Consider the following 22,498-nt stretch of genomic DNA (forward strand, 5'->3'; position numbering starts at 1 on the left):
TGCATTAATGAGTAGGCAAGACATAGTTAAAATAGCATTGACAGGAAATCCAAATAGCGGAAAAACAACATTGTTTAATGCTATTACAGGAAAGATTGAGAAAGTAGGTAACTGGGCAGGAGTTACTATAGAAAAAAAAGAGGGCGATATTAAGCCTAATTTAAATAAGTCTAATTTACATATTACAGCAGTAGATTTACCAGGAGCATATTCGATGTCTCCTTTTACTTCAGAAGAAAGTGTTACTAGTACCTTTGTTAAAAATGAAAATCCAGATGCCATTATTAATATAGTAGATGCAACTAATCTAAGCAGGAGCTTGTTTTTTACTACTCAGCTTCTAGAGTTAAATATTCCAGTTGTAGTTGCTCTTAACAAAAGTGATTTAACAAAAAAGAAAAAAACTAAAATTGATATAAGTAAATTATCTTCTTTACTAGGCTGCCCTGTAATCGAAACTATATCTACCCAAGGCAGTGACAATGGGTTAGAAAAGCTTATTGCGAAAGCTGTTGAAATTAAGGGAACTGGTCAAAAGGCTCCGTTTGACAGCAAGGGTGTAAATTTGGCAGATGAGTCTTCTGTTAGAGAATCAGATAAAAAACGCTATGAGTTTGTAAAGGATATAGTTGGTAAAGTAGAAATTAAGTCTATAGCTAGTGATAAGAAAACTAATCAAGACTCCTTAGATAGAATAATAGCTCATAAATGGCTAGGCATACCTATATTTGCACTTATAATGTGGTTAGTATTTTCAATATCCCAGACATATGTAGGGCCATTTTTTGCTGATACTCTTGTTGGGTGGATTGATTCGGTTTACGCTATTGCTGAGAGCATGCTAGGAGATGAGGTATCACCTCTTTTAGCTGCAATTCTACTCGATGGAATAATAGGAGGAGTAGGTGCTGTTGTAGGCTTCTTACCGCTTATCATGGTACTGTTTTTCCTTTTAGCCTTGCTTGAGGATTGTGGGTATATGGCTAGAGTAGCTGTGGTAATGGATAGATTTTTTAAAAAAGTTGGACTATCTGGAAAGTCTATTATTCCTATGGTTATAGGTACTGGCTGTGCTATTCCAGGAGTTATGGCAACTAGAACGATAAAAAATGAAAGACAAAGAAGAACTACTGCAATGCTAACTAGCTTCATGCCTTGTGGAGCAAAGCTACCAGTTATTGCATTGTTCGCAGGAGCATTTTTTAATGATGCAGCTTGGGTTGGGACGTTAATGTATTTTGTAGGTATAGCTATTATATTTGTAGGAGCTCTTGTTATTGTGAGAATAACAGGAGAGAAGAATGCAAGAGCTTTCTTTATTATGGAGCTGCCTGAATATAGAATACCGAGTATTAAAAGAGCTACAATATCTATGTTATCAAGTGGGAAAGCATTTATTGTTAAGGCTGGAACTATTATACTGCTTTCAAATGCAACTGTACAAATAATGCAAAGCTTTAACTGGAAGTTTCAAATGGTGGCAGAAGGAGCAGAAAGTACAAGTATATTAGCAACTGTTGCTTCCCCATTTGCATTTCTATTAATACCACTTGGCTTTGGCGCATGGCAATTAGCAGCAGCGGCAATTACTGGTTTTATTGCAAAGGAAAATGTCGTAGGAACTCTAGCTGTAGTTTATGGAATTACAAACTTTATTGACACAGAGGAATTGGCATTAGTTACAGGAGCCTCTGATGTGGCTCAAGTAATGGGGCTTACTTCAGTAGCAGCCTTATCATATCTGATGTTCAATTTATTTACTCCACCATGCTTTGCAGCCATAGGAGCTATGAACTCTGAGCTTGGTAGTAAAAAATGGCTTGGAGCTGCGATTGCTTTTCAGTTTGGTATGGGTTATGTAGTATCATTTATAACATATCAAGCAGGAACTTTTATAACTACTGGTAGTCTAGGCACTGGATTTGCTGCCGGCTTAATAGTTGTAGCTTTATTGATTTCTTATATAGGATATTTGATGAAAAAAGGAAACAAACTGGCAGATGAAAAATTAGCGATGGCTATCTAGGAGGTCAATAATGGCAAATCTAATTGTGTTTATCATAATTGCATTAATTGTAACTGCGTCTATACGAAAAATCGTTATCGAGAAAAAAAACGGTGCTAAATGTATTGGATGCCCATCAAGTGGAAAAAGCAATTGTAATTGTAACTTTAAATAGATTTTAAGCATAAAGTAACTAAATATCGATTTATATTATATTAATTATGTTTTATATATAATACTAAGATTAGCAAGTAGTTTAATTCACTACTTGCTTTTTTAGTTTTAAGATGGCTAGAAAATTTTACTTCATAAGGCTTTAATTAGCTTTCTAAGAAAGTAATTGATTAATAACTTAAAAATTCTCTGTTTATATTCTGAAAATTTGAGAATAATTATTAATACAAGTGAAAGGAGGTTTTGTTTATGAGTAGAAATAAATTAGTTATGGTGATTGCCTTCATGGCAGTAGCAATTTTTTTAATCTCAGGGTGTGCGCAAAACGAGCCTCAAGATTTAACTACTCCTGAAGTAACTGAACCAAGTGAGCAAGATGAAAGCACTGTGTCAGATGAAAAGATATTTACTCTTGATGAGCTAAAACAATATAACGGAAAAGATGGTAAACCTGCATATGTTGCTGTTGATGGAATTGTGTATGATGTTTCTGCTTCTGATAAATGGAAAAATGGTGATCATAATGGATTTGAAGCAGGGAATGATTTAACTGATGAAATTAAAAATGTTTCTCCTCATGGCGTAAAGATGCTCGATAGAGTTCCAGTGGTAGGGAAACTTGCAGAGTAGGAGGTTTATATGTTTTGGGTTATCTGGTTAAATGTACTGCTATTAACACTATTATTACTTTTTCCTATTTTTCTAGAGATAAACAAAAAATATTTAAAAGGAAAAAATAAGAATTATAATAAAATGCTAAAGTATGCCAGAAAGGCTCATCCATATATAGGAATTACTGTAATTGCAATAGGAGCATTTCATGGATATATTATGCTTGGAGGAAAATTAATCCTTCATACAGGAAGTATATTGCTACTAATGCTTGTGATTAATGGAGGCGTTGGTTTTTATTACAAGAAAAGCAGAAATAAAGTTTCTAGAAAAGCTCATATTATTATTGGGCTCTTAATAGTTTTAGCCTTTGTACTTCACTATTTAAATCCTTGGTTACTTTCATGATTTTAATAAAGGGACCGTCAAATAAAAGAATAGTAAGATATACAGATTTTCAGCATTTCAGTATATTTTCTAAACTTTTTTGGCAGTCCCTTTTGAATTAAATATTTATAATTTGATTTGAAATTGAAGTCCAAGAATATTTCGATTGTAATATTTCATATATTTCAAGCCTGTCTCTTTCGGCTTTAGATGAAAACTCTAAATCTGATATGGTTTTTTCTAATTGTATATCTATAGTATCTTTAAGCTCTTCTATATAGTTGTCTAGACAAGATGGTCAGGGCTTATCTACTTCAATTAATTTTGGTAGATTTACAAACAGTACACGACCTGATTCTATAGCCTTTTGAGGAATCCAAGGCTTAATAGTTGGAATGTCATTAACTACAATTCTATTTCCTGACGCTAAAGCCTCTAGAGTAACTGTTGAGGCTCCCTCATAATAGGATGGAAGAACAAAAACCTTTGAATTTCTCAAGTATGGAGCCATAATATGTTGCTTCAAAGCACCTAAGAAGTGGATATGAGATTCATGTGTTTTACTTAAGCTTTTATAATAATCTAGATTTATAGAATCAGCAGATCCGATTAGTGATAATCTCATATTATATTTATTTTTTGCTTGAAGATGCTTAAATGCTGAAATTAATTCACCAACTCCTTTTTGGGGAGTTATTTTACCTACATAAGATATTTCAAATTCATTATTCGTAGTGTTAGGAAGTTTTTCAGGGAAAAAAAGTTTTGGATTAAAGCCTAAGCCTATGGTACGTATTTTATGTGAATCTACTTTATAATTATTTATGATTGCTTGCTTTTGAATATCGTTTAAAGCTACTATATCGTTTAGCTTTTGAATTGAACTAAGTATATTTTCTATGAAATCAATGTTTGTATTGTTTAAATGCTTAAATAACTTTAATTGTCTCATATCAGTACCATGGCAAATAGCAGTTACTAATTTAGAGTCAAAGTTATCTAAAACGAGCGGAACAAGTCCCCATAAATGATGAACTATTATTTTATCTGGCTTATATGCTTTTGCTTTTTTCAAACTGTTATAAAATGCATTTTGCCAAAGATTAAGCTCCTCTTTGGACAGTTTACTGTAAATCGAACTTTTATATGGCATATCATCGCTCATCCCAGGGATTGGAAAAGGCAAGTCTTTGGTGTCGAAATTTATCACATCAATTTTATCAAGAGCTTGTAATAGGTCTTTGTCGATATCATCTGACACTGAAGTAGCACAAATCAAATAATTACTTATCCCTTGAGAATGTAGGTTTTTTATCAGATTTTGGATATATACTCCACTTCCAGTGTGGTCAGGTTTTTGAGCATATACATGTAGAATTTTCACTTATATCACTCTTTCTATAATTAATCTTAAAACTAAAGCATTTCTTTACATAAAAAATCAACATTTTTAGGTATATAAATAGATTTTAAAATAGCGAATAGAGTATGAGCATGATTTTATAGGAATATGAACAATTATACTTTATAATAGATAAGTAAGTATATATTAATATTAATATTGAAATAATAATAATTTGAAATACTAAAATGTAAATCCTAGGAGGAAAAACTATGACTATAAGTAAATTTTTAAACGATAAATTTAATCTTGATGTTATCTGTGATGAAGAGGGAGTATATAGCTATATTATACATACTATTGATAATAAAGTTAAGCTTGATAAAGTCTCTTCAAACATAACCTTCTCAAAGTCAGTTTTACTGGAGTGCGACGATGATAATTTTATATCATTAAAATATTTTGATGATGAAGATTATCAAATTTTTGCTTTAGACGGAACTAAAATAAGTGAGATGGAGTATTTAGATGATGAGTATGAAGATGTAAATGGAGATATAAATATTGAAAAATCTTTGATATTTTATTCTAAAACATGGGATAGAAGATATCTGAGAATTGATTTGCAGGAAAAACTTAGCATATCTTTTGAGGTTGATTATGATAAGTACGATACAGATGAGGATGGTGTAATAGTATGGGAGTAATCTCCCATACTATTTTTTATATTTTTCTCTTTCAATTGTATATAAATCATTCCCATTTGAATCTAATACAACTATTGCTGGAAAATTTTCAACAGTCAGTTTATGAACTGCTTCAGGTCCGAGATCTTCATATGCTATTACTTCACTTGATTTGATAGTGCTAGAAATAAGGGCACCAGCACCTCCGATTGCAGCGAAATAAACCGCATGATTTTTTTTGATTGATTCTACTACATTTTTATTTCTGCTTCCTTTTCCTATCATGCCTTTTAAGCCTAAATCAAGCAGAGTAGGAGTGTAAGCATCCATTCGATATGAGGTAGTCGGGCCAGCTGAACCAATTACATCTCCTGGTTTTTTAGGAGAGGGACCGACATAATATATTATGGTATTTTTAATATCAAAGGGAAGATTTTCACCAGAGTTAATGGAGTCAATTAGTTTTTTATGGGCGGCATCTCTTGCAGTATATATAGTTCCTGAAATTAAGACTTCATCTCCTGATTTTAAATTTGATATAATTTCGTCAGTTAGTGGTGTAGTAATATGTATTTTATTAGCCATCTTCTTCTCCTATAATTCAATTTCAATATGTCTTGCTGCATGACAGTTAATATTTACAGCAACAGGAAGGCCAGCAATATGAGTTGGGTATGTGAGGATTTTTACAGCAAGTGCAGTAGTATTTCCACCAAGCCCTTGAGGACCTATTCCTAAGTTGTTTATCTTCTTAAGCAATCTAGTTTCCATCTCTCTATAATATTCATCTGGATTAGTTTTATCTATATCTAAGGTTAAAGCTTTTTTTGCTAAAATTGCTGCTTTTTCTAAAGTTCCACCAATTCCAACACCTACGATTATAGGAGGACATGGATTAGAGCCTGCTAATGATACTGTTTCAACAATAAAATCTTCTACTCCATTTATACCATCAGAAGGAACCAGCATCTTGGTTTTAGACATATTCTCGCTCCCAAAGCCTTTGGGCGCAAGAGTTATTTTTACTTTATCACCTGGAACTATATCATAGTGAATTATAGCTGGAGTATTATCATTGGTATTAACTCTATTTAATGGATCTTTTACAACTGATTTTCTAAGATATCCCTTTGAATATCCCATTCTTACGCCATTATTTATTGCTTCTGTTAAATTTCCTCCAACAAAATGTACCTCTTGTCCTATGGTAATGAAAATAACTGCCATTCCAGTATCTTGGCACATAGGAACATTTTTTTCCTCTGCTAGCTTTGCATTTTCTAGTATGTCATTTATGATGCTTTTTCCTAGTGGAGAAGCTTCTGCAAGTGATGATTTTACTAGAGCATCCTTTATATCTTTATTCAGATAATAATTAGCATCTATACACATTTTCTCTATAGTAGTTTCGATAAGACTAACATTAATTTCTCTCACATTCATTACCTCGCATATGAATATTTTTTTATTGTGAATATAATAATATTTCTTAAAACCATTAGCAATCAAAATTACTCAAATGGTTGGAATTCTATTTGTTTTTAATAGAATTAAATGGTCCTAAAAAGAACATCTTAGAAATCATTTCAGCCATATTTTCCGCAGATTCATTCATTCCACTATCTATCCACTGCCTTATAACTCCAATATGAGCAGAAACAAGATAGGAAATAAAATAATTTTTTGAAACAAACGTATTTTGAGAGTCGAAATAATTATCCCAACCTTTTTCAGTCAATAAAATATTTAAAGCTTTCTTTATTTTATTCTGAAACCTCATATCAGATTTCGGACCTAAAATTACTTTCATTATTATGTAATTTTCCTTTATATATGTAAAAACCTTATTGATAAAAGGCTTTATTTCATTAGAAAAATCTTCTCCTAAAAAATCAATGTCTTTTATGGATTTTATAAAATTTTCAGCATTGGTATTGATATCATCTAAAACTTCGTTTTCAAATTTTTCCAATAAATCATATTTATCCTGATAATGTAGATAAAATGTTCCTCTATTTATATTAGCTCTTTGTGTCAAATCTGTTATTGATACATGATCAAAGCCTTTTTCTTGTATCAATTCAGATAAAGCAGTTTTGATTAATTTCTTAGTTTTAATCACTCGTTCATCGTTATAAAAGCTACGCATATGAGACTCCTTGGCTGTAAAGAAAAAAATAATTGCAGCCTATTGTTATTTTATAAAAATATAGGGTATTTTTTCTTAATATATAGATATAAACATTATAATGAAATTAAGTAATATAAAGCAACTAAAATGTTTTTACATAATCAACACTTTGATGAGTTTTGTTTATTGATTTTAATTTTTTTTGGACTATAATCTTATCAGGATAAAGTTTAGATTTTATTATGATTACACCAAGACTCCCAGTCATATTAACAATCATAGATTGTATTATTGAATGTGGAATCTTATCAAGGAGGCGAACGTAGCTTATTTGCTGCGAACATTATGAATAAATTACTGCGTGTTGGCGTAGATATAGGATCCACTACCATTAAGGTAGTTATTTTAAATTACAAAGAAGAAATTCTGTTCAGCAGATATGAACGACATTATGCTGATATAAAAAATAAATTAATCAGCGTACTAAACGATGCCTATGTTATATTACAGGATACTGATTTATCAGTAGTAGTATCTGGTTCGGGGGGAATTAGCTTTGCTAATTACCTAGGCATAGATTTTGTGCAGGAAGTAATAGCATCTACAAAAGCTATTAAGAGGTATCATCCTCATACAGATGTAGCTATTGAACTAGGTGGAGAAGACGCTAAAATTACATATTTATCAGGTGGATTAGAACAAAAAATGAACGGAACTTGTGCTGGTGGGACAGGATCATTTATAGATCAGATGGCATCATTACTTAAAGTAGATGCTTCTGGTCTTAATGAGCTTGCTTGCAATCAAAATAGAATATATCCTATAGCTGCACGTTGTGGAGTTTTTGCCAAAACAGATGTACAGCCTCTGCTCAATGAGGGAGCGAAAAAAGAAGATATTGCCGCTTCAATTTTCCAAGCAGTTGTAATTCAAACAATAGGTGGGCTTTCATGTGGAAGACCAATTAGAGGGAATGTAGCATTTTTGGGAGGGCCTCTATACTTTTTGTCGCATTTAAGACATAGATTTATAAGTACCCTTAACCTTGAACCACATCAAGTTATTTTTCCTGAGAATTCGCAGCTTTATGTAGCCCTAGGCGCTGCACTATGTGCCGATGAAAGCAAGGTCTGTAAATTAAATAATTTACTAGGAAACATTAAAAACATGCAAGATTGCACTTTGGATGAATCGAATAGATTGCCAAGGTTATTCAAGTCAGATAGCGAATATAATGATTTTAAATTAAGACATGATAAGAATAAGATAAAAACGAGAGAACTTAAATTCTATGAAGGAAATTGTTATTTAGGAATTGATGCTGGTTCTACTACTACAAAGGTTGCTCTTATCAGCGATAAAGGAGAACTTTTATATTCTAGATATGGAAGCAACAAAGGGAACCCACTTATGTCTACAGTAGAGTTTTTAGAAGATTTATACTCTGAGCTTCCAGATTCAGCTACTATAGCTTCATCTGCAGTAACAGGATATGGGGAAGCACTTATAAAAACGGCTCTAGGAATTGATATAGGTGAAATAGAAACTATAGCACATTACAAGGCAGCAGAATTTTTTTGTCCAGGCGTTAACTTTATTTTAGATATCGGTGGGCAAGACATGAAATGTCTGAAGATAAAGGATTCTAGCATTGATTCTATTTTATTGAATGAAGCATGCTCATCTGGATGTGGTTCATTTTTAGACACTTTTGCTCAGTCACTTGGGATGAGTATTACAGATTTCGTAGATGTTTCTATAAAATCAACAAATCCTGTTGATTTAGGTTCAAGATGTACAGTTTTTATGAATTCAAGAGTAAAACAAGCTCAAAAAGAAGGGGCTACAGTTGGAGATATTGCTTCAGGGCTGTGTTATTCTGTTATAAAAAATGCACTATATAAAGTAATAAAATTAAAGACTCCTGAGGAACTAGGAGCTAAGGTAGTCGTTCAAGGTGGAACTTTTTATAATGATGCTGTGCTTAGAAGCTTTGAGCTTCTATCAGAAAGAGAAGTAATAAGACCAGACATATCTGGGATTATGGGCGCTTTTGGCTGCGCAATTATAGCTAAAGAAAAATATACTTTTGGACAAAGTAAAATCCTAAAAAAAGAAGAGTTAAGAAACTTCAGTGTTGATAACAAAAGCACAAGGTGCAGAAGTTGTTCAAATAGCTGTTTATTAACAATAAGTCAGTTCAATAATGATAAATATTTTGTATCCGGCAATAGATGTGAAAAGGGAAATAGATTTTCTGAGAACCAAAAAGTATTGCCAAACCTATATGATTACAAATATAAAAAAATATTCTCGTATAAACCACTTACATCAGCTCCTAGAGGAATGGTAGGACTACCAAGAGTTCTAAATATGTATGAGCACTATCCATTCTGGTTTACTTTTTTTACTGAGTTAGGATATAAAGTTGAATTATCAGATCCCTCTTCAAATGAAATATTTGAAAAAGGAATGGAAACTATACCTTCAGAATCTGTTTGCTATCCAGCAAAGCTAGTGCATGGTCATATAAAGAATCTGATTGAAAAAGGGGTCAAGTTTATATTTTACCCTAGTATACCTCATGAAAAAAAGGAGTATGAAAATGCAGATAATAGTTTTAACTGTCCCATAGTAGTTTCATATCCTGAGGTAATAAGCAAAAATTTAGATGATTTAAAAGAAAATAATGTAAGATTTATGAATCCATTTATTCCTTTTGACTCTGATAGAAAGTTAGAAAAAAGACTTATAGTTGAATTATCATCTATAGGCTTATCTGCTGATGAAGTATCTAGAGCTGCAAAGCTGGGCATTGTGGAGCTTAATAATTTTAAAGCTGAAATTAGAAAAGTAGCTGAAGACACACTTGACTTTATTGAAGCGCAGAATATAAAAGCTGTAGTTTTAGCTGGAAGACCATATCATATTGATCCTCAAATTAATCATGGAATACCTGAAATGATTAATTCACTTGGAATGGCTGTATTGACAGAAGACAGCATAGCCCATCTTGCTGATACTAGTAGACCGCTTAGGGTTGTTGATCAGTGGGCTTATCATTCGAGGCTATATGCTGCAGCAGAGTATGTATCTAGAAAGAAAAATTTGGAATTAGTTCAGCTCAATTCCTTTGGATGTGGAATAGATGCTGTTACTACTGACCAAGTACAGGAAATATTAACTGCTCGAGGTAAGCTTTACACCTGCTTAAAAATAGATGAGGGAAATAATCTTGGAGCCGCAAGAATAAGGATGCGTTCTCTTAAGGCATCCATCGAAGAAAGAGAGAATAAAGGAATAAAAATAAGTGATGCTAAATTATCTTATCCTCGAATTGAATTTACAAAGGATATGAAGAAAAAACATACTATTTTGGTGCCGCAGATGTCGCCTATGCATTTTGAACTGTTAGAAGAAGCTTTTAAGTATTCAGGATATAATTTAGTAATACTTCCTTATGAGTCAAAAAACATTGTGGAAGTTGGTCTAAAATATGTTAATAATGATGCTTGCTATCCTGCAATAATTGCAATTGGGCAATTGATTGAAGCGCTTATATCGGGGAAATATGATTTAGATAATACATCTGTAATGATATCGCAGACTGGTGGAGGATGCAGGGCAACAAATTATATTGGATTTTTAAGAAAAGCTCTTAAAGATGCTGGATTTGAAAAAATTCCTGTAATTTCATTAAATGCAAGTGGTTTAGAAACAAATTCTGGTTTTAAGTTGACGTATTCACTTTTAAATAGAGCCCTTATGGCTATTGTATATGGAGATTTATTTATGAATGTGCTCTATAGAACAAGGCCATATGAGCTTAACGAAGGCTCGGCAAATGCTCTTCACAAGAAATGGTCAGATATATGTAAACGTAAGCTTAAGCGCGCTAGTAAAACAGATTTTAGAAGAACGGTCTATGCTATAGTAAGAGATTTTGATAAACTTCCTCTAGCTGATATTAAGAAACCTAAGGTTGGTTTAGTGGGAGAAATCTTAGTAAAATATCATCCATTAGCGAATAATAATGTTGTGGATTTAGTTGAAAGAGAAGGAGCAGAGGCGGTTATGCCTGCGCTCATGGACTTTGTATCCTACTGTGCATTCAATAGAGATTTCAATTATAACTACTTATGTGGGAGCCTCAAATCTAAGCTACTTGGAGATGCTTTAATATTGTTTATTGAAACCTATATTAATGTTTACACAGAGGCATTAAAATCCAGTAAAAGATTTTATCATCCAAAAACAATAAAGGAAATAGCCTCAGGAGCTAGGCAAGTTATGTCACTAGGGCATCAGACAGGCGAGGGCTGGTTCTTAACTGGAGAGATGATAGAGCTGATTGAAGAAGGTGTAGAAAATATAATTTGTATGCAACCATTTGCGTGTCTTCCTAATCATGTTACTGGCAAAGGAATGATGAAGGAGCTTAAAAGAATTTATCCTGAGGCAAACATTGTTGCTGTCGACTATGACCCAGGAGCAAGCGAGGTTAATCAGTTAAATAGAATTAAGCTTATGCTTTCATCAGCATTTGATAATATGTTAAATCCAAAGCACACAAATATAAATGAAGGTCAAATCAATACAAGAAGACCAGCTAAAAAATTTGTGAGATTTAAAATTTAGTGGATATAAATCAATTTGAGGGATATATATAAAATAAATTGATTTATCAAAGGAGATGGTGTTTATGAAACCACTTATTGGACTTACCACAAATTTTATCATTTCCAATGAAGGGCCTACAAAGGGTCAAGAAAGATACTTCCTAGTCAGTGAAAATGTTAAAAGCATTGAAAAATCAGGAGGAAGTACTATTTTGTTTCCTCACACTCACGACACGGAAACATTTGAAAGATATCTAGATTTAGTTGATGGGATTATTTTAACTGGAGGAATAGACATAAATCCTATGTTTTATGGAGAAGAGCCTCTTGAAAAGCTTGGATACTTTAATACAAAAAAAGATTTCTTTGATGTTGAGCTTACAAAAAAAGCAATTCAAAGAGGAATTCCAGTTCTTGGTATCGATAGAGGATTGCAAGTATTAAATGTTGCTCTTGGTGGTTCCTTGCATCAGGACATAAGCTATATAGAAGGTAATCATATAAAACATTTTCAAAGCTCAATCATGAGTGAGAAATCTCACTCAGTTGAGATACAGCAAGGCACTTATTTGTATGAAATATTTGCTCAGGACAGGATTTTTGTAAACAGCTTTCACCATCAAGCAATAAAGGAGTTAGGTAAAGATTTAATTGTTTCAGCTCGAGCATCTGATGGAGTAATTGAAGCAATAGAATATGCAGGAACTTCTTTTGCTATGGGAATTCAATGGCAGCCAGAGTTTATGTATATTGAGTATGAGGAGCAAAAAAAGGTTTTTGAATTCTTTATCGAGAAATGTAAATAAAGGTCTATAAAAACTATTTAACTTCACAAATCAGTTTATTTAATATACTGGTTTGTGAAGTTTTTTCATTTCTTAAGAAATTTGTAAGAATTATAGTAAAAGAATATTAAAAACTCTATGTTATTATTTACTTAAGATATCTTGTTATGGAGGAACATATGTATACATATAATATATTAATAGTTGAAGACGATAAACAAATAGCAGATGCCATTGAAATCTATATGAAAAATCAAAACTACGGTGTTTTTAAAGCCCATAATGGTCAGCTAGCTATTGATATTTTTGAAAAAGAAGTAATTCATCTAATTATAATGGACGTTATGATGCCTGTAATGGATGGATTTACTGCGATAATGAAGATAAGACAAAGTAGCACAGTTCCTATAATTGTACTCTCAGCAAAATCTGAAGATATGGATAAGATAGCAGGTCTGAATATAGGGGCAGATGATTATGTAACAAAGCCATTTAATCCAATGGAGCTTATAGCAAGGGTAAATTCTAATTTAAGAAGATATGTAAATTTTTCTATGAAGAAAGAGAGCGACAAAAACTCAAAATTGATTTCGATAGGAGATATTGCTCTTGATGATGAGAGGAAAGAAATATCTGTTTTAGGAGCTCCAGTTAAAACAACTCCAATAGAATATAAGATTTTATACTTACTCATGTCTAATGCAGGAAAGGTATTTTCTATAGATGAAATATATGAAAAAGTATGGAATGAGCCAGCCTACAGTCCTGATACTGTAGCTGTTCATATTCGAAGGATTAGAGAAAAGCTGGAGATTAATCCTAAAGAACCAAAATATTTAAAGGTGGTGTGGGGAATTGGATACAAATTTGAATCAGAGTGAAGAACTAATAAAACAAAAGGCGTCAGATTCTGGAATAAAACTAATATCGGTTATTATTTTGTTGGCGTTGATTTCTGTAGCTTTATACAATCCATTAAAGTCTATAATTTTTCCAGATAATCAATATATTAATACCTATCAATCAAGCGAAAGCTTTGTAAATTATATAGAAAATATGACTTGGGATTTATTAGAAAGAAATTCTTCAAAAGATGAATTTGATTTTTATCAAAAGAATCAATATAAAGATATTACCTATTATCTTCAAGTTAAAGATGAGCTAGCTACTCCTGTTACAAATGCAAATTTATTACCAAATCAGATTCTAAGCAAGTCAAAGCAATCATCAAGCTTTTATATCCATATTAAGCTAGATGAAAATCTGCAAGCTATATCTAAGGAATCATCAATGGATGAGGCTTGGGAGGATAACATAGTTATAACCTTTGAGAGACTACTAGCTTCAAGAGAAGACATAAAAGGAAAAGAAATTGAGCTTTTATTAATGATTCCTAAGGATGTTTATTTGAAAAATGGCGCTTTAGAAGATAATATAAAGAACTTTTATTTGGAACGTTATATGATTTTAATATTAGCAATAGGCTCAATAATTATGTTTTTAATCTTAGTTTGGGCTGGGTTTACAAACACTTTAAGGCAACAAAATAATAGCTTTATTAAGGCTATGAATAAAATTCCAATTGAAGTTAAATGTTTGATATATATACTTTTTGGTGTTTGCTTTGCACTTACAATGGAGCTTTTATTCAACGATAATTTATCGAGGTACTATTCACCTAAACTCAAATTTGAAACCATAATTTCAGATGCAAATATTTTTTTCTACTTAATTGGAATACCAGCGACTATATTTTTATATACGGCTTTATATATTTTGGTTTCTGATATAAAAAACGTATTTAATTCTGGAATATATGAGTCATGTATAAAAAAGAGCTTAATAGGAAAGTTTTTCTTAAAACTATTTAAAAAACTTAATAGTACTTTTAGTAAACTTATAAGCTTTGATATATCAAATACTAAAAATAGGAAGCTGATGCTTGTGCTTGGAATTAATCTTATAATAGTATGGATAATTGTTTTTTTTACATCGTTTGTTTTTCTCTATATTGTATTTGGAATGGGTGGTAGTTATTCACTATTTGGCTCTGTTATACTTGGGATGTGCATTGCAATAATTTACTCTTTGTTTATTTTTAGTTATCTAAAAGACAGAATGTGCGAGCTAGAACAATTATATATGGTGACAGATGAGATTTCTCTTGGAAACTTTAATCAGCATATGGAGTTGAATCTTGGGATTTTTAATCCCATATTAGAAAAGCTAAATAGTATTAGTGAAGGATTTAAAATTGCAGTAGATGAAGAAATTAAAAGTCAAAATCTTAAAACAGAGCTTATTTCAAATGTTTCTCATGATTTAAAAACACCTCTTACATCTATAATTTCATATATTGATTTATTGAAAAAAGAGAATGATATGTCTGAAACCCAAAAGGAATATATAGAAATTTTAGAGCAGAAATCACAAAGGCTGACTTTACTGATAGAAGATCTTTTTGAAGCAAGTAAAGCGGCAAGTGGAAATATAAGCTTTAATAAATCATCATTGGACTTAGTATCGCTATTAAGACAGACAATCGCTGAAAATGAAAATGAAATAAGTGCCAGTGGTTTATTATTTAAAATTCAGCTTCCTGATTCAGAACAAAAAATCATATGTAATTTAGATGGGAAAAGAACCTATAGAATCTTTGATAATTTAATAAGCAATATTCTCAAATATTCTTTGCCAAGCTCTAGAGTGTATATTGATGTGAGCTTAAATATGAATAAGGTTTTAATTGTATTTAAAAATATATCTGCCTATGAGATGAATTTTAATCCAAATGATATTGCTGAAAGATTTGTTAGGGGAGATAAATCTAGAAATACAGATGGCTCAGGATTAGGATTATCAATTGCAAAGAGCTTTACAGAATTGCAAGGAGGAGAGTTTAACATTTATATAGATGGGGATTTGTTCAAAGTAGCTATAAGCTTTGAAGTAATCAGTGAATACGAGCAAGAAGGCTAATAACCATATAGTAATGTAATACAAAAGTTAGAGTTATTGATTTATAAAAAGGTGGTTAGAATTTAATTAAAATTCAACCACCTTTTATTTTGATTAGATTAAGAAGTTTTCTGGTTGCTTTGCCTTCCTTAGAATCTTATAATACCTCATTAGCAATCTTTGATTGCAATAAAGGAGAGACTCTACAATTAATTTAAGCACTAGCTTTATGAGAATTATTATTTTTTTTACCAAAGAATAATTTGAAAGTTGTTACAATCAATACAATTGCTAATATGAATAAGACTGTTGCTATAGCGGCGATTACTAAATTTCCTCCAAGAAGGTTATTCTTAGCGACTAATGCTAAAGCTGATAAGGTTACTGCAAACATGAATACCATTGGTATAACAGTCATTTTATTATCTTTACCTGATTTTGCCAGCCATGCTGAGACAGCAAGTAGCGATAGCCCTGCTAATAACTGATTTGCTGATCCAAATATAGGCCAAATTTTTTGGTATCCAAAAGATAAAAGTAAAGCAGATAATCCAACTGTTACAGCAGTAGAAACATACATGTTACTTAAAACAGTTGTGCTTCCATCTTCCTTTGTAGTCATTTCTTGGAACATGTATCTACCTATTCTAGTTGCAGTATCAAGACTAGTAAGAGCAAATGCTGAGAAAGCTAATATGATAAATACTGAACCTAATGAAGTAGGAATTCCAAATTTGCTCATGAATTCAGCTACTCCACTTGCAAAAATTTGAGCAGGAGTTCCAGTAGCTTCTTTAACATATCCTACAGCGATAAGTGCAATTATAGCAACTATTCCCTCGATTAGCATAGCACCATATCCAATTAGCTTCGTATCTGATTCACTGTTAAGTTGTTTTGAGCTTGTGCCTGATGCAACCAAAGAGTGAAAGCCTGAAACAGCTCCGCAAGCAACGATAACAAATAGCATAGGGAAAAGGTATTGAGTTTGAGCTCCCTGCCCAACAGAAAAACTTGTAAAAGCTGGGATTACCATTGTAGGTCTAACTATAAGTATCCCAATTACTGATCCAGCTAGCATAGCATATAGTAGGAATGAACAAAGGTAGTCTCTTGGCTGAAGTAGCAACCAAACAGGCATAGTAGATGCTAGGAATATGTAAACTAGAAGTATAATATCCCAAGTTAATTTTGAAAGTTTGAGAATTGGGAATTGATAACCTAGATAAATACATCCAAATAATAATAGTACTCCAATTACAGTAGAAAAGAGTAAACTTGAACCTTTTCTATATACAAAATATCCAAAACTCATTGCTAACATTATGAATAAAATAGAAGCTGTACCAGCTCTAGCACCAGTCAAATTCTCTGGAGCAGCAGGATCAAAAGCAAAGGTGCCAGCACAAATATCAGTAAATGCAGCAACTACAAGAATAAGAGTTAAGTACGCAAAGAAATTAAAAAGTTTTTTTCCTGTTTCGCCTATATTTACTCTAATTATTTCTCCAATCGATTTTCCTTCATGTCTTACTGAAGCGAATAGTGCTCCCCAATCATGAACTCCTCCGACAAAGATACTACCAAGTAATATCCAAAGATATACAGGAAGCCATCCGAAAACTGCTGCCTGTATTGGTCCTGTTATTGGACCAGCACCAGCAATAGATGAAAAATGATGGCCAAGAAGCACTTTAGCACTAGCTGGGCAATAGTCTATATCATCACGCAAGGTGTGAGCAGGAGTTTTTATTTTTGAATCTACTCCCCATTTTTTTGCTAAAAAGCCTCCATAAATGCTGTATGCTCCTAAAAAAAGAATAATTCCTATGAATAAAAGTATTAATGAATTCATTTTATACCTCCCCGAGCTATATTTTAAATTTAGTTTTATTAAATAAATCCTCTATAAGTTTGTTATGTAAAGTGCTATATTTTACGAAGTTAATTTGTAGGCTTCTTTAACCTTTTTGCCATGCTTATTTGAAATGACTTCTTGAGTTTCGAGATTTACACAAATTAAGCGAATATCACACCAGCCTTTAAGATAAAATGAGTATACCTTGCTAAACTTAAAATTATTAATGAAGTATATAGTTTCTGGGTCTACATTATTTGAAAGAATTACACCTGTAATGTATGTACTCATATGATCTTGGCTTGGATTAACAGTTTCATTAACAATATTCTTTAAGAATTCTGTATACATAGTAGCCTTAGTTAAATCTAATGCAGGAATATATTTTATATAACAATTTTCGTAGTTTTCATACCTATCGATGATATCATTTTGAGTTACAAATGTTCTTCCGCTTACTTGGGAAAAATTTGCTTGAAAGTCTACTTTTTCTCCTAGTATTTCAACGTCTGTATTAATATGAAAATGTTTAGCGAATCTATTTTTTAGTATCTTTATATAATCCTCATATATCATGGATTCACCTCCTCGTATAATAATTTTCTAGTTAGGCCACTACTTCGAATTATAAACAAAATATTCTAAAAATTAATAATGCAAGCATGAAATGACAAAAAAAACACCTGAGTTACACTCAGATGCGCATTAAAGTTTTGAATTGGGATATATTTTGACGACTAACTGGTATTTCTTCATTAAGTCCTTTTAGCTTTAATACATAGGTGTTATTAAACCAAGGAATTATTTCAGATATTTTATCTAAATTCACAATATATGATCGATGCGTTTTAAAAAACTTATCATGAGGAAGTTTTAAATAAAAATCAGTTAAGCAGGTATGGAGTATATATTCGTCTGTTTTTGTATACACGTGGACTTCATGTTTGTTAGCCTTACAGAAATAAATTTGATTATAGTCAAGAACAATAAATTTTTCATTTTGCCATAGGGTTATAGTATTCTGTAAACAGCTAGAGGTTGAAGTTTGCTCTAGCTTTGAGAGGGTTTCTACTATTCTGTTTTGAGAATAAGGTTTAAGAATATAATCAAATGCGCAGACTTCAAAGGCTTCAACGGCATAGTCGCTATATGCACTGATAAATACTATTAGAGGTTTTATTTTGAGGGTTTTTATCACCCTAGAAAAACTCATTCCATCTAGTTTTGGCATATGTATATCTAAAAATATAACATCAACAGACTTTTCTTGTATGTATTCTAAGGCTTCAATACTGTTCTCAAATGTATTTTCTATTTTAATTGTACTAAAGTTTTTAATGAAATACTCTAATTCTTTGATAGCTGGAAACTCATCGTCTACAATGATGCAATTCACAATACAGCCTCCTTTTGCTTTAAAACAAAGCTAATTTTTGTACCAATTTTTAAATTTTCAATTTTAAGTCCATGACCATAAAGATGCTTAAGTCTATTATGTACATTAGCCATACCAATTTTGTTTTGACTCTGAGTTTCTGATGACAAACTATCTATCACTTCACCTGGAACTCCAAAACCGTCATCTTCAATAGTTACTAAAACTGAATTCTCAGATTGCTTTTTAATACTTATAACAACCTTACCTTTTCCCTTTGATTCTAAAACACCATGCTTTATAGCATTTTCTACTATGGGCTGAATTATCAATGAAGGAATTGTAAGTTTAATATCTTTGTCGATATCATATTCAATTTTTAGTTTATCTCCAAATCTTGCTTGTTCTATAGCAATATATGCTTTTACTTGTTCTATTTCTTTACTAATATCTACGAAACCATTTGATTCCTCAATATTGTATCTTAAAAACACGGATAAGTTAACTATTAACTCTCTAGCTTTATCCGGATTTATTCTTACAAAAGAAACTATTGTATTTAGGGAGTTAAATAAAAAATGAGGGTTAATCTGAGCTTGTAGAGCCTTAATTTCTGCTTTTGAAGCCAACGCTTTAAGGTTTGTAACTTTGCTTAATTCCATTTGGGTTGACATGAGTTGAGATAATCCTAAAGCCAATTTTTCATGAGTATAGGATATACCTTTTTCTTTTGTTGAATATAGTTTTAAAGTTTTTGTTACTTCGTTGCCTTCGTATAATGGGACTATGATACATGATTTTAAATTGCAGTCTAAATTCTGACACTTAATTTCTTCAGAGGTGTTCAAAATTAAATGCTTGCCAGTATCAAAAACGGTTCCTGTTGTTAGAGGGTTAATAGGATGTTTTTTGCTATGGTAGTCACAATCTAAACCGCTATATGCAAGTACTCTATGTTTATCTGTTATAGATACAGCAGCTAAATCAGTTGAATCCTTTATGATAGAACAAATTTTTTGAAGAGATTCATCATTTATATCTCTAAAATAGGGTAGTGTTTTATTAGCTATTTCTAAAGAAAGCTGAGCCTGAATTGCTGAAGCCTGGTCTTTTTCATCAAAGATTTTCTGTATTAAAAGGATAACAATACATATCCCAATTGCATTGGCGAAACTAAGAGGAAGATAGATACTTTTCACTATATTAAAAGCCATGTATGTAGGCCTTGATATAAACAGAACTAGTAACATTTCTATACTTACAACAAATATTCCTCCAATTAGACCATAAACCCATTTTGAATACTTTCTATCTCGAGTATATATAAAAGCTGATACAAAGCCAGCTATCATAGTCGTAAGTCCACAAGCAATAGAGGTTATGCCTTGTATATCGTATAGTATTCTATGTATGCCTGTAATTATTCCAGAAACAATGCCAACAAATGGTCCGTATAGAATCCCGCCTGCCATGACACCAATTATCCTAGTGCTTGCTACAGCACCATTTACATTGGTACCAAGGTAGGTGCCAGCTATACCGAAGAAAGAAAAAATTATCCCTAATATAACTAGGTCAAATCGTGAATACTCATCTTTCTGAATAAATCTTTTAAATGCAGGAAGATTAGAAATTATAAAAGTTATTATAATTACAAAGTTTAAACTATTTATTAAATTTTTTGCAATTTCGAACATAGGTACCACCTTGATTTTTTATTTTCTAGTTCTATCAAACAATTATATATTTTAAGTATTTTGTATGCAACTTAATTCGTAGTTGTCTAGTCATTTAGTATATTTTTTGTTATAATGCTATAATAAATTAAATATTAAAATAACTAAGGGGTGAAATTATGAACAGTAATGATAAAAATATGAGTGCAGAATCTGCTATTATTCAATCTAATTTTATTCATAACATCATAGATGAAGATTTGAAAAAAGGTACTTATGGTCAGAAAGTATACACTAGATTTCCTCCAGAGCCGAATGGTTATTTACATATAGGTCATGCAAAATCCATTTGCCTTAACTTTGGAACTGCAATAAAATACAATGGAAAATGCAATTTGAGATTTGATGATACAAATCCAGTTAAAGAAGAAGTTGAGTATGTAGAATCTATAAAAGAAGACGTAAAATGGCTTGGGTTTGAATGGGACGAGCTTCTTTTTGCATCTGATTATTTTGAAGAAATGTATCAGCTAGCCGTAAAGCTAATAAAAAAGGACAAAGCATATGTTTGTGAGCTTACTCCTGAGCAGATGAGAGAATATAGAGGTAACTTTGATACTCCTGGAAAAGACAGCCCTTATAGAAATAGGCCAATAGAAGAAAGCTTAAATCTCTTTGAAAAAATGAGAACTGGAGAATTTGCAGAAGGACAAATGACTCTAAGAGCTAAGATAGATATGGCTTCTCCTAATATGAATATGAGAGACCCTGCACTTTATCGTATAGTTCACGCTAGTCACCATAGAACAGGCGATGCATGGTGCATCTACCCTATGTATGATTACGCTCATCCACTTGAAGATGCAATTGAAGGGATTACTCATTCTATATGTACACTCGAATTTGAAGCGCATAGACCTTTTTATGATTGGGTACTAATTGAAACTGAGTGGAATAATCCACCAAAGCAAATAGAGTTTGCAAGGTTAGAGATGACTAATATGGTTATGAGTAAGAGATATCTCAAAAAATTAGTTGATGAAAAACTAGTGCAAGGTTGGGATGACCCAAGAATGTCTACTATTTCAGGACTTAGAAGAAGAGGATATACTCCGTCATCGATAAGAACCTTTGCTGAGAAGATAGGCGTATCAAAAGCAAATAGTGAAGTTGATATTTCCCTTTTAGAGCATTGCATAAGAGAAGATTTAAAACTTACTGCCCACAGAAAAATGGCTGTACTAGACCCTCTCAAGCTTGTTATTACTAATTATCCTGAAGGCGAAGTAGAGTATCTGGATGCAGAAAATAATTCAGAAAATCCTGAACTAGGTAATAGAAAGATTCCATTTACTAAGGAGCTATATATTGAGAGAGATGATTTTATGGAAAATCCTCCATCAAAATATTATAGATTATTCCCAGGAAATGAAGTTAGACTTAGAAATGCATATTTTGTTAAATGTGAAGAGGTTATTAAGGATGACGCAGGCAATATAGTAGAAGTGCGTTGCACCTATGATCCTGAGACTAAATCAGGAACTGGCTTTACAGGTAGAAAAGTGAAAGGTACTATCCACTGGGTGAGTGCTACTCATAATGTTAAAGCAAGTGTTAGACTTTATGATTATCTTTTTGTGAAAAGCGAGAATGATGAGGAAGGCTATGTTTACAACGCTAATTCACTAAAAGTTCTAGACGAATGTTATTTAGAAAAAAGCTTTGAGGATGCAAAAAAAGATGATAAATATCAGTTTAACAGACATGGATACTTTGTTGTTGATACGAAAGATACAACAGAAAATCATCTTGTTTTTAATAGAATAGTGTCTTTAAAAGATTCATTTAATAAAAAATAAATCACAAATAAAGACCTTTACTGTAATACTG

The 22,498-nt window shown here is 31.9% G+C and carries 18 protein-coding genes; 10 read left to right on the top strand and 8 right to left on the bottom strand.

Going from position 1 to position 22,498, the window contains the following annotated elements; translation table 11 throughout:
- Positions 1–7 precede the first annotated feature (7 nt).
- The 4 genes from feoB to CLOST_RS05525 all read left to right on the top strand — a co-directional run bounded on the left by feoB (position 8) and on the right by CLOST_RS05525 (position 3,199).
- On the top strand, positions 8–2,026 hold the full coding sequence (feoB, locus tag CLOST_RS05515) for a ferrous iron transport protein B (protein ID WP_013361276.1): 2,019 nt from the start codon (positions 8–10) through the stop codon (positions 2,024–2,026).
- Between the two features lie 10 nt (positions 2,027–2,036).
- Positions 2,037–2,180: a FeoB-associated Cys-rich membrane protein gene (locus CLOST_RS13765; protein ID WP_013361277.1), complete on the top strand. Its 144-nt coding sequence runs from the start codon at positions 2,037–2,039 to the stop codon at positions 2,178–2,180.
- A gap of 248 nt (positions 2,181–2,428) precedes the next feature.
- Positions 2,429–2,809 (top strand): cytochrome b5 domain-containing protein, encoded by a 381-nt coding sequence (locus CLOST_RS05520; RefSeq protein ID WP_013361278.1) that lies wholly within the window; start codon positions 2,429–2,431, stop codon positions 2,807–2,809.
- Positions 2,810–2,818: 9 nt separating this feature from the next.
- Positions 2,819–3,199, top strand: a complete 381-nt coding sequence (locus CLOST_RS05525; RefSeq protein ID WP_013361279.1) for a hypothetical protein — start codon at positions 2,819–2,821, stop codon at positions 3,197–3,199.
- Positions 3,200–3,476: 277 nt separating this feature from the next.
- On the opposite strand, the gene CLOST_RS05530 is transcribed toward CLOST_RS05525, so the two are convergent.
- Positions 3,477–4,562 carry a glycosyltransferase family 4 protein gene (locus tag CLOST_RS05530; protein WP_013361280.1) on the bottom strand — a complete coding sequence of 362 codons (1,086 nt, stop codon included), beginning with the start codon at positions 4,560–4,562 and terminating at the stop codon, positions 3,477–3,479.
- A 230-nt stretch (positions 4,563–4,792) separates the two neighbouring features.
- On the opposite strand from CLOST_RS05530, the gene CLOST_RS05535 reads away from it, so the two are divergent.
- Positions 4,793–5,227 carry a hypothetical protein gene (locus CLOST_RS05535; protein WP_013361281.1) on the top strand — a complete coding sequence of 145 codons (435 nt, stop codon included), beginning with the start codon at positions 4,793–4,795 and terminating at the stop codon, positions 5,225–5,227.
- Positions 5,228–5,236: 9 nt separating this feature from the next.
- On the opposite strand, the gene CLOST_RS05540 is transcribed toward CLOST_RS05535, so the two are convergent.
- The 3 genes from CLOST_RS05540 to CLOST_RS05550 all read right to left on the bottom strand — a co-directional run bounded on the left by CLOST_RS05540 (position 5,237) and on the right by CLOST_RS05550 (position 7,355).
- The gene (locus tag CLOST_RS05540) at positions 5,237–5,791 is read right to left on the bottom strand and encodes a Fe-S-containing hydro-lyase (protein ID WP_013361282.1); all 555 of its coding nucleotides are present in this window, start codon (positions 5,789–5,791) and stop codon (positions 5,237–5,239) included.
- Positions 5,792–5,800: 9 nt separating this feature from the next.
- Positions 5,801–6,643 (bottom strand): fumarate hydratase, encoded by an 843-nt coding sequence (locus CLOST_RS05545; RefSeq protein WP_013361283.1) that lies wholly within the window; start codon positions 6,641–6,643, stop codon positions 5,801–5,803.
- A gap of 94 nt (positions 6,644–6,737) precedes the next feature.
- A complete protein-coding gene (locus CLOST_RS05550; RefSeq protein WP_013361284.1) occupies positions 6,738–7,355 on the bottom strand; it encodes a TetR/AcrR family transcriptional regulator in 618 nt (205 codons plus the stop codon).
- Positions 7,356–7,682: 327 nt separating this feature from the next.
- Between CLOST_RS05550 and CLOST_RS05555 the strand changes: the two genes are divergently transcribed.
- The 4 genes from CLOST_RS05555 (at position 7,683) to CLOST_RS05570 (ending at position 15,720) form a co-directional block, all read left to right on the top strand.
- A complete protein-coding gene (locus tag CLOST_RS05555) occupies positions 7,683–11,975 on the top strand; it encodes a 2-hydroxyacyl-CoA dehydratase (protein ID WP_049779758.1) in 4,293 nt (1,430 codons plus the stop codon).
- Between the two features lie 64 nt (positions 11,976–12,039).
- A complete protein-coding gene (locus CLOST_RS05560; protein WP_013361287.1) occupies positions 12,040–12,762 on the top strand; it encodes a gamma-glutamyl-gamma-aminobutyrate hydrolase family protein in 723 nt (240 codons plus the stop codon).
- 158 nt (positions 12,763–12,920) lie between these two features.
- The gene (locus tag CLOST_RS05565; RefSeq protein ID WP_013361288.1) at positions 12,921–13,622 is read left to right on the top strand and encodes a response regulator transcription factor; all 702 of its coding nucleotides are present in this window, start codon (positions 12,921–12,923) and stop codon (positions 13,620–13,622) included.
- On the top strand, positions 13,597–15,720 hold the full coding sequence (locus tag CLOST_RS05570) for a sensor histidine kinase (RefSeq protein ID WP_049779759.1): 2,124 nt from the start codon (positions 13,597–13,599) through the stop codon (positions 15,718–15,720). Before CLOST_RS05565 ends, CLOST_RS05570 begins: the two co-directional genes overlap by 26 nt.
- 193 nt (positions 15,721–15,913) lie before the next feature.
- On the opposite strand, the gene CLOST_RS05575 is transcribed toward CLOST_RS05570, so the two are convergent.
- The 4 genes from CLOST_RS05575 to CLOST_RS05590 form a co-directional block, all read right to left on the bottom strand.
- Positions 15,914–17,554, bottom strand: coding sequence for a carbon starvation CstA family protein (locus CLOST_RS05575; protein ID WP_013361290.1), 1,641 nt, complete (start codon positions 17,552–17,554; stop codon positions 15,914–15,916).
- A gap of 81 nt (positions 17,555–17,635) precedes the next feature.
- The gene (locus tag CLOST_RS05580) at positions 17,636–18,133 is read right to left on the bottom strand and encodes a DUF8052 family protein (RefSeq protein ID WP_013361291.1); all 498 of its coding nucleotides are present in this window, start codon (positions 18,131–18,133) and stop codon (positions 17,636–17,638) included.
- 118 nt (positions 18,134–18,251) lie between these two features.
- Positions 18,252–18,953, bottom strand: a complete 702-nt coding sequence (locus tag CLOST_RS05585; protein WP_013361292.1) for a LytR/AlgR family response regulator transcription factor — start codon at positions 18,951–18,953, stop codon at positions 18,252–18,254.
- Positions 18,950–20,629 (bottom strand): sensor histidine kinase, encoded by a 1,680-nt coding sequence (locus tag CLOST_RS05590; protein WP_013361293.1) that lies wholly within the window; start codon positions 20,627–20,629, stop codon positions 18,950–18,952. The genes CLOST_RS05585 and CLOST_RS05590 overlap by 4 nt, the downstream gene beginning before the upstream one ends.
- Positions 20,630–20,787: 158 nt before the next feature.
- Here CLOST_RS05590 and CLOST_RS05595 point away from each other — a divergent pair, with 158 nt between their 5' ends.
- Positions 20,788–22,467: a glutamine--tRNA ligase/YqeY domain fusion protein gene (locus CLOST_RS05595; RefSeq protein ID WP_013361294.1), complete on the top strand. Its 1,680-nt coding sequence runs from the start codon at positions 20,788–20,790 to the stop codon at positions 22,465–22,467.
- Positions 22,468–22,498 lie beyond the last annotated feature (31 nt).

It is taken from the genome of Acetoanaerobium sticklandii, from assembly GCF_000196455.1.
GTDB lineage: Bacteria > Bacillota > Clostridia > Peptostreptococcales > Filifactoraceae > Acetoanaerobium > Acetoanaerobium sticklandii.

What these genes read in the sequence shown, in the direction of transcription:
- feoB (WP_013361276.1), top strand. Translation starts at nt 8, where the DNA reads ATGAGTAGGCAAGACATAGTTAAAATAGCATTGACAGGAAATCCAAAT.
- CLOST_RS13765 (WP_013361277.1), top strand. Translation starts at nt 2,037, where the DNA reads ATGGCAAATCTAATTGTGTTTATCATAATTGCATTAATTGTAACTGCG.
- CLOST_RS05520 (WP_013361278.1), top strand. Translation starts at nt 2,429, where the DNA reads ATGAGTAGAAATAAATTAGTTATGGTGATTGCCTTCATGGCAGTAGCA.
- CLOST_RS05525 (WP_013361279.1), top strand. Translation starts at nt 2,819, where the DNA reads ATGTTTTGGGTTATCTGGTTAAATGTACTGCTATTAACACTATTATTA.
- CLOST_RS05535 (WP_013361281.1), top strand. Translation starts at nt 4,793, where the DNA reads ATGACTATAAGTAAATTTTTAAACGATAAATTTAATCTTGATGTTATC.
- CLOST_RS05540 (WP_013361282.1), bottom strand. Translation starts at nt 5,791, where the DNA reads ATGGCTAATAAAATACATATTACTACACCACTAACTGACGAAATTATA.
- CLOST_RS05550 (WP_013361284.1), bottom strand. Translation starts at nt 7,355, where the DNA reads ATGCGTAGCTTTTATAACGATGAACGAGTGATTAAAACTAAGAAATTA.
- CLOST_RS05555 (WP_049779758.1), top strand. Translation starts at nt 7,683, where the DNA reads ATGAATAAATTACTGCGTGTTGGCGTAGATATAGGATCCACTACCATT.
- CLOST_RS05560 (WP_013361287.1), top strand. Translation starts at nt 12,040, where the DNA reads ATGAAACCACTTATTGGACTTACCACAAATTTTATCATTTCCAATGAA.
- CLOST_RS05565 (WP_013361288.1), top strand. Translation starts at nt 12,921, where the DNA reads ATGTATACATATAATATATTAATAGTTGAAGACGATAAACAAATAGCA.
- CLOST_RS05575 (WP_013361290.1), bottom strand. Translation starts at nt 17,554, where the DNA reads ATGAATTCATTAATACTTTTATTCATAGGAATTATTCTTTTTTTAGGA.
- CLOST_RS05580 (WP_013361291.1), bottom strand. Translation starts at nt 18,133, where the DNA reads ATGATATATGAGGATTATATAAAGATACTAAAAAATAGATTCGCTAAA.
- CLOST_RS05590 (WP_013361293.1), bottom strand. Translation starts at nt 20,629, where the DNA reads ATGTTCGAAATTGCAAAAAATTTAATAAATAGTTTAAACTTTGTAATT.
- CLOST_RS05595 (WP_013361294.1), top strand. Translation starts at nt 20,788, where the DNA reads ATGAACAGTAATGATAAAAATATGAGTGCAGAATCTGCTATTATTCAA.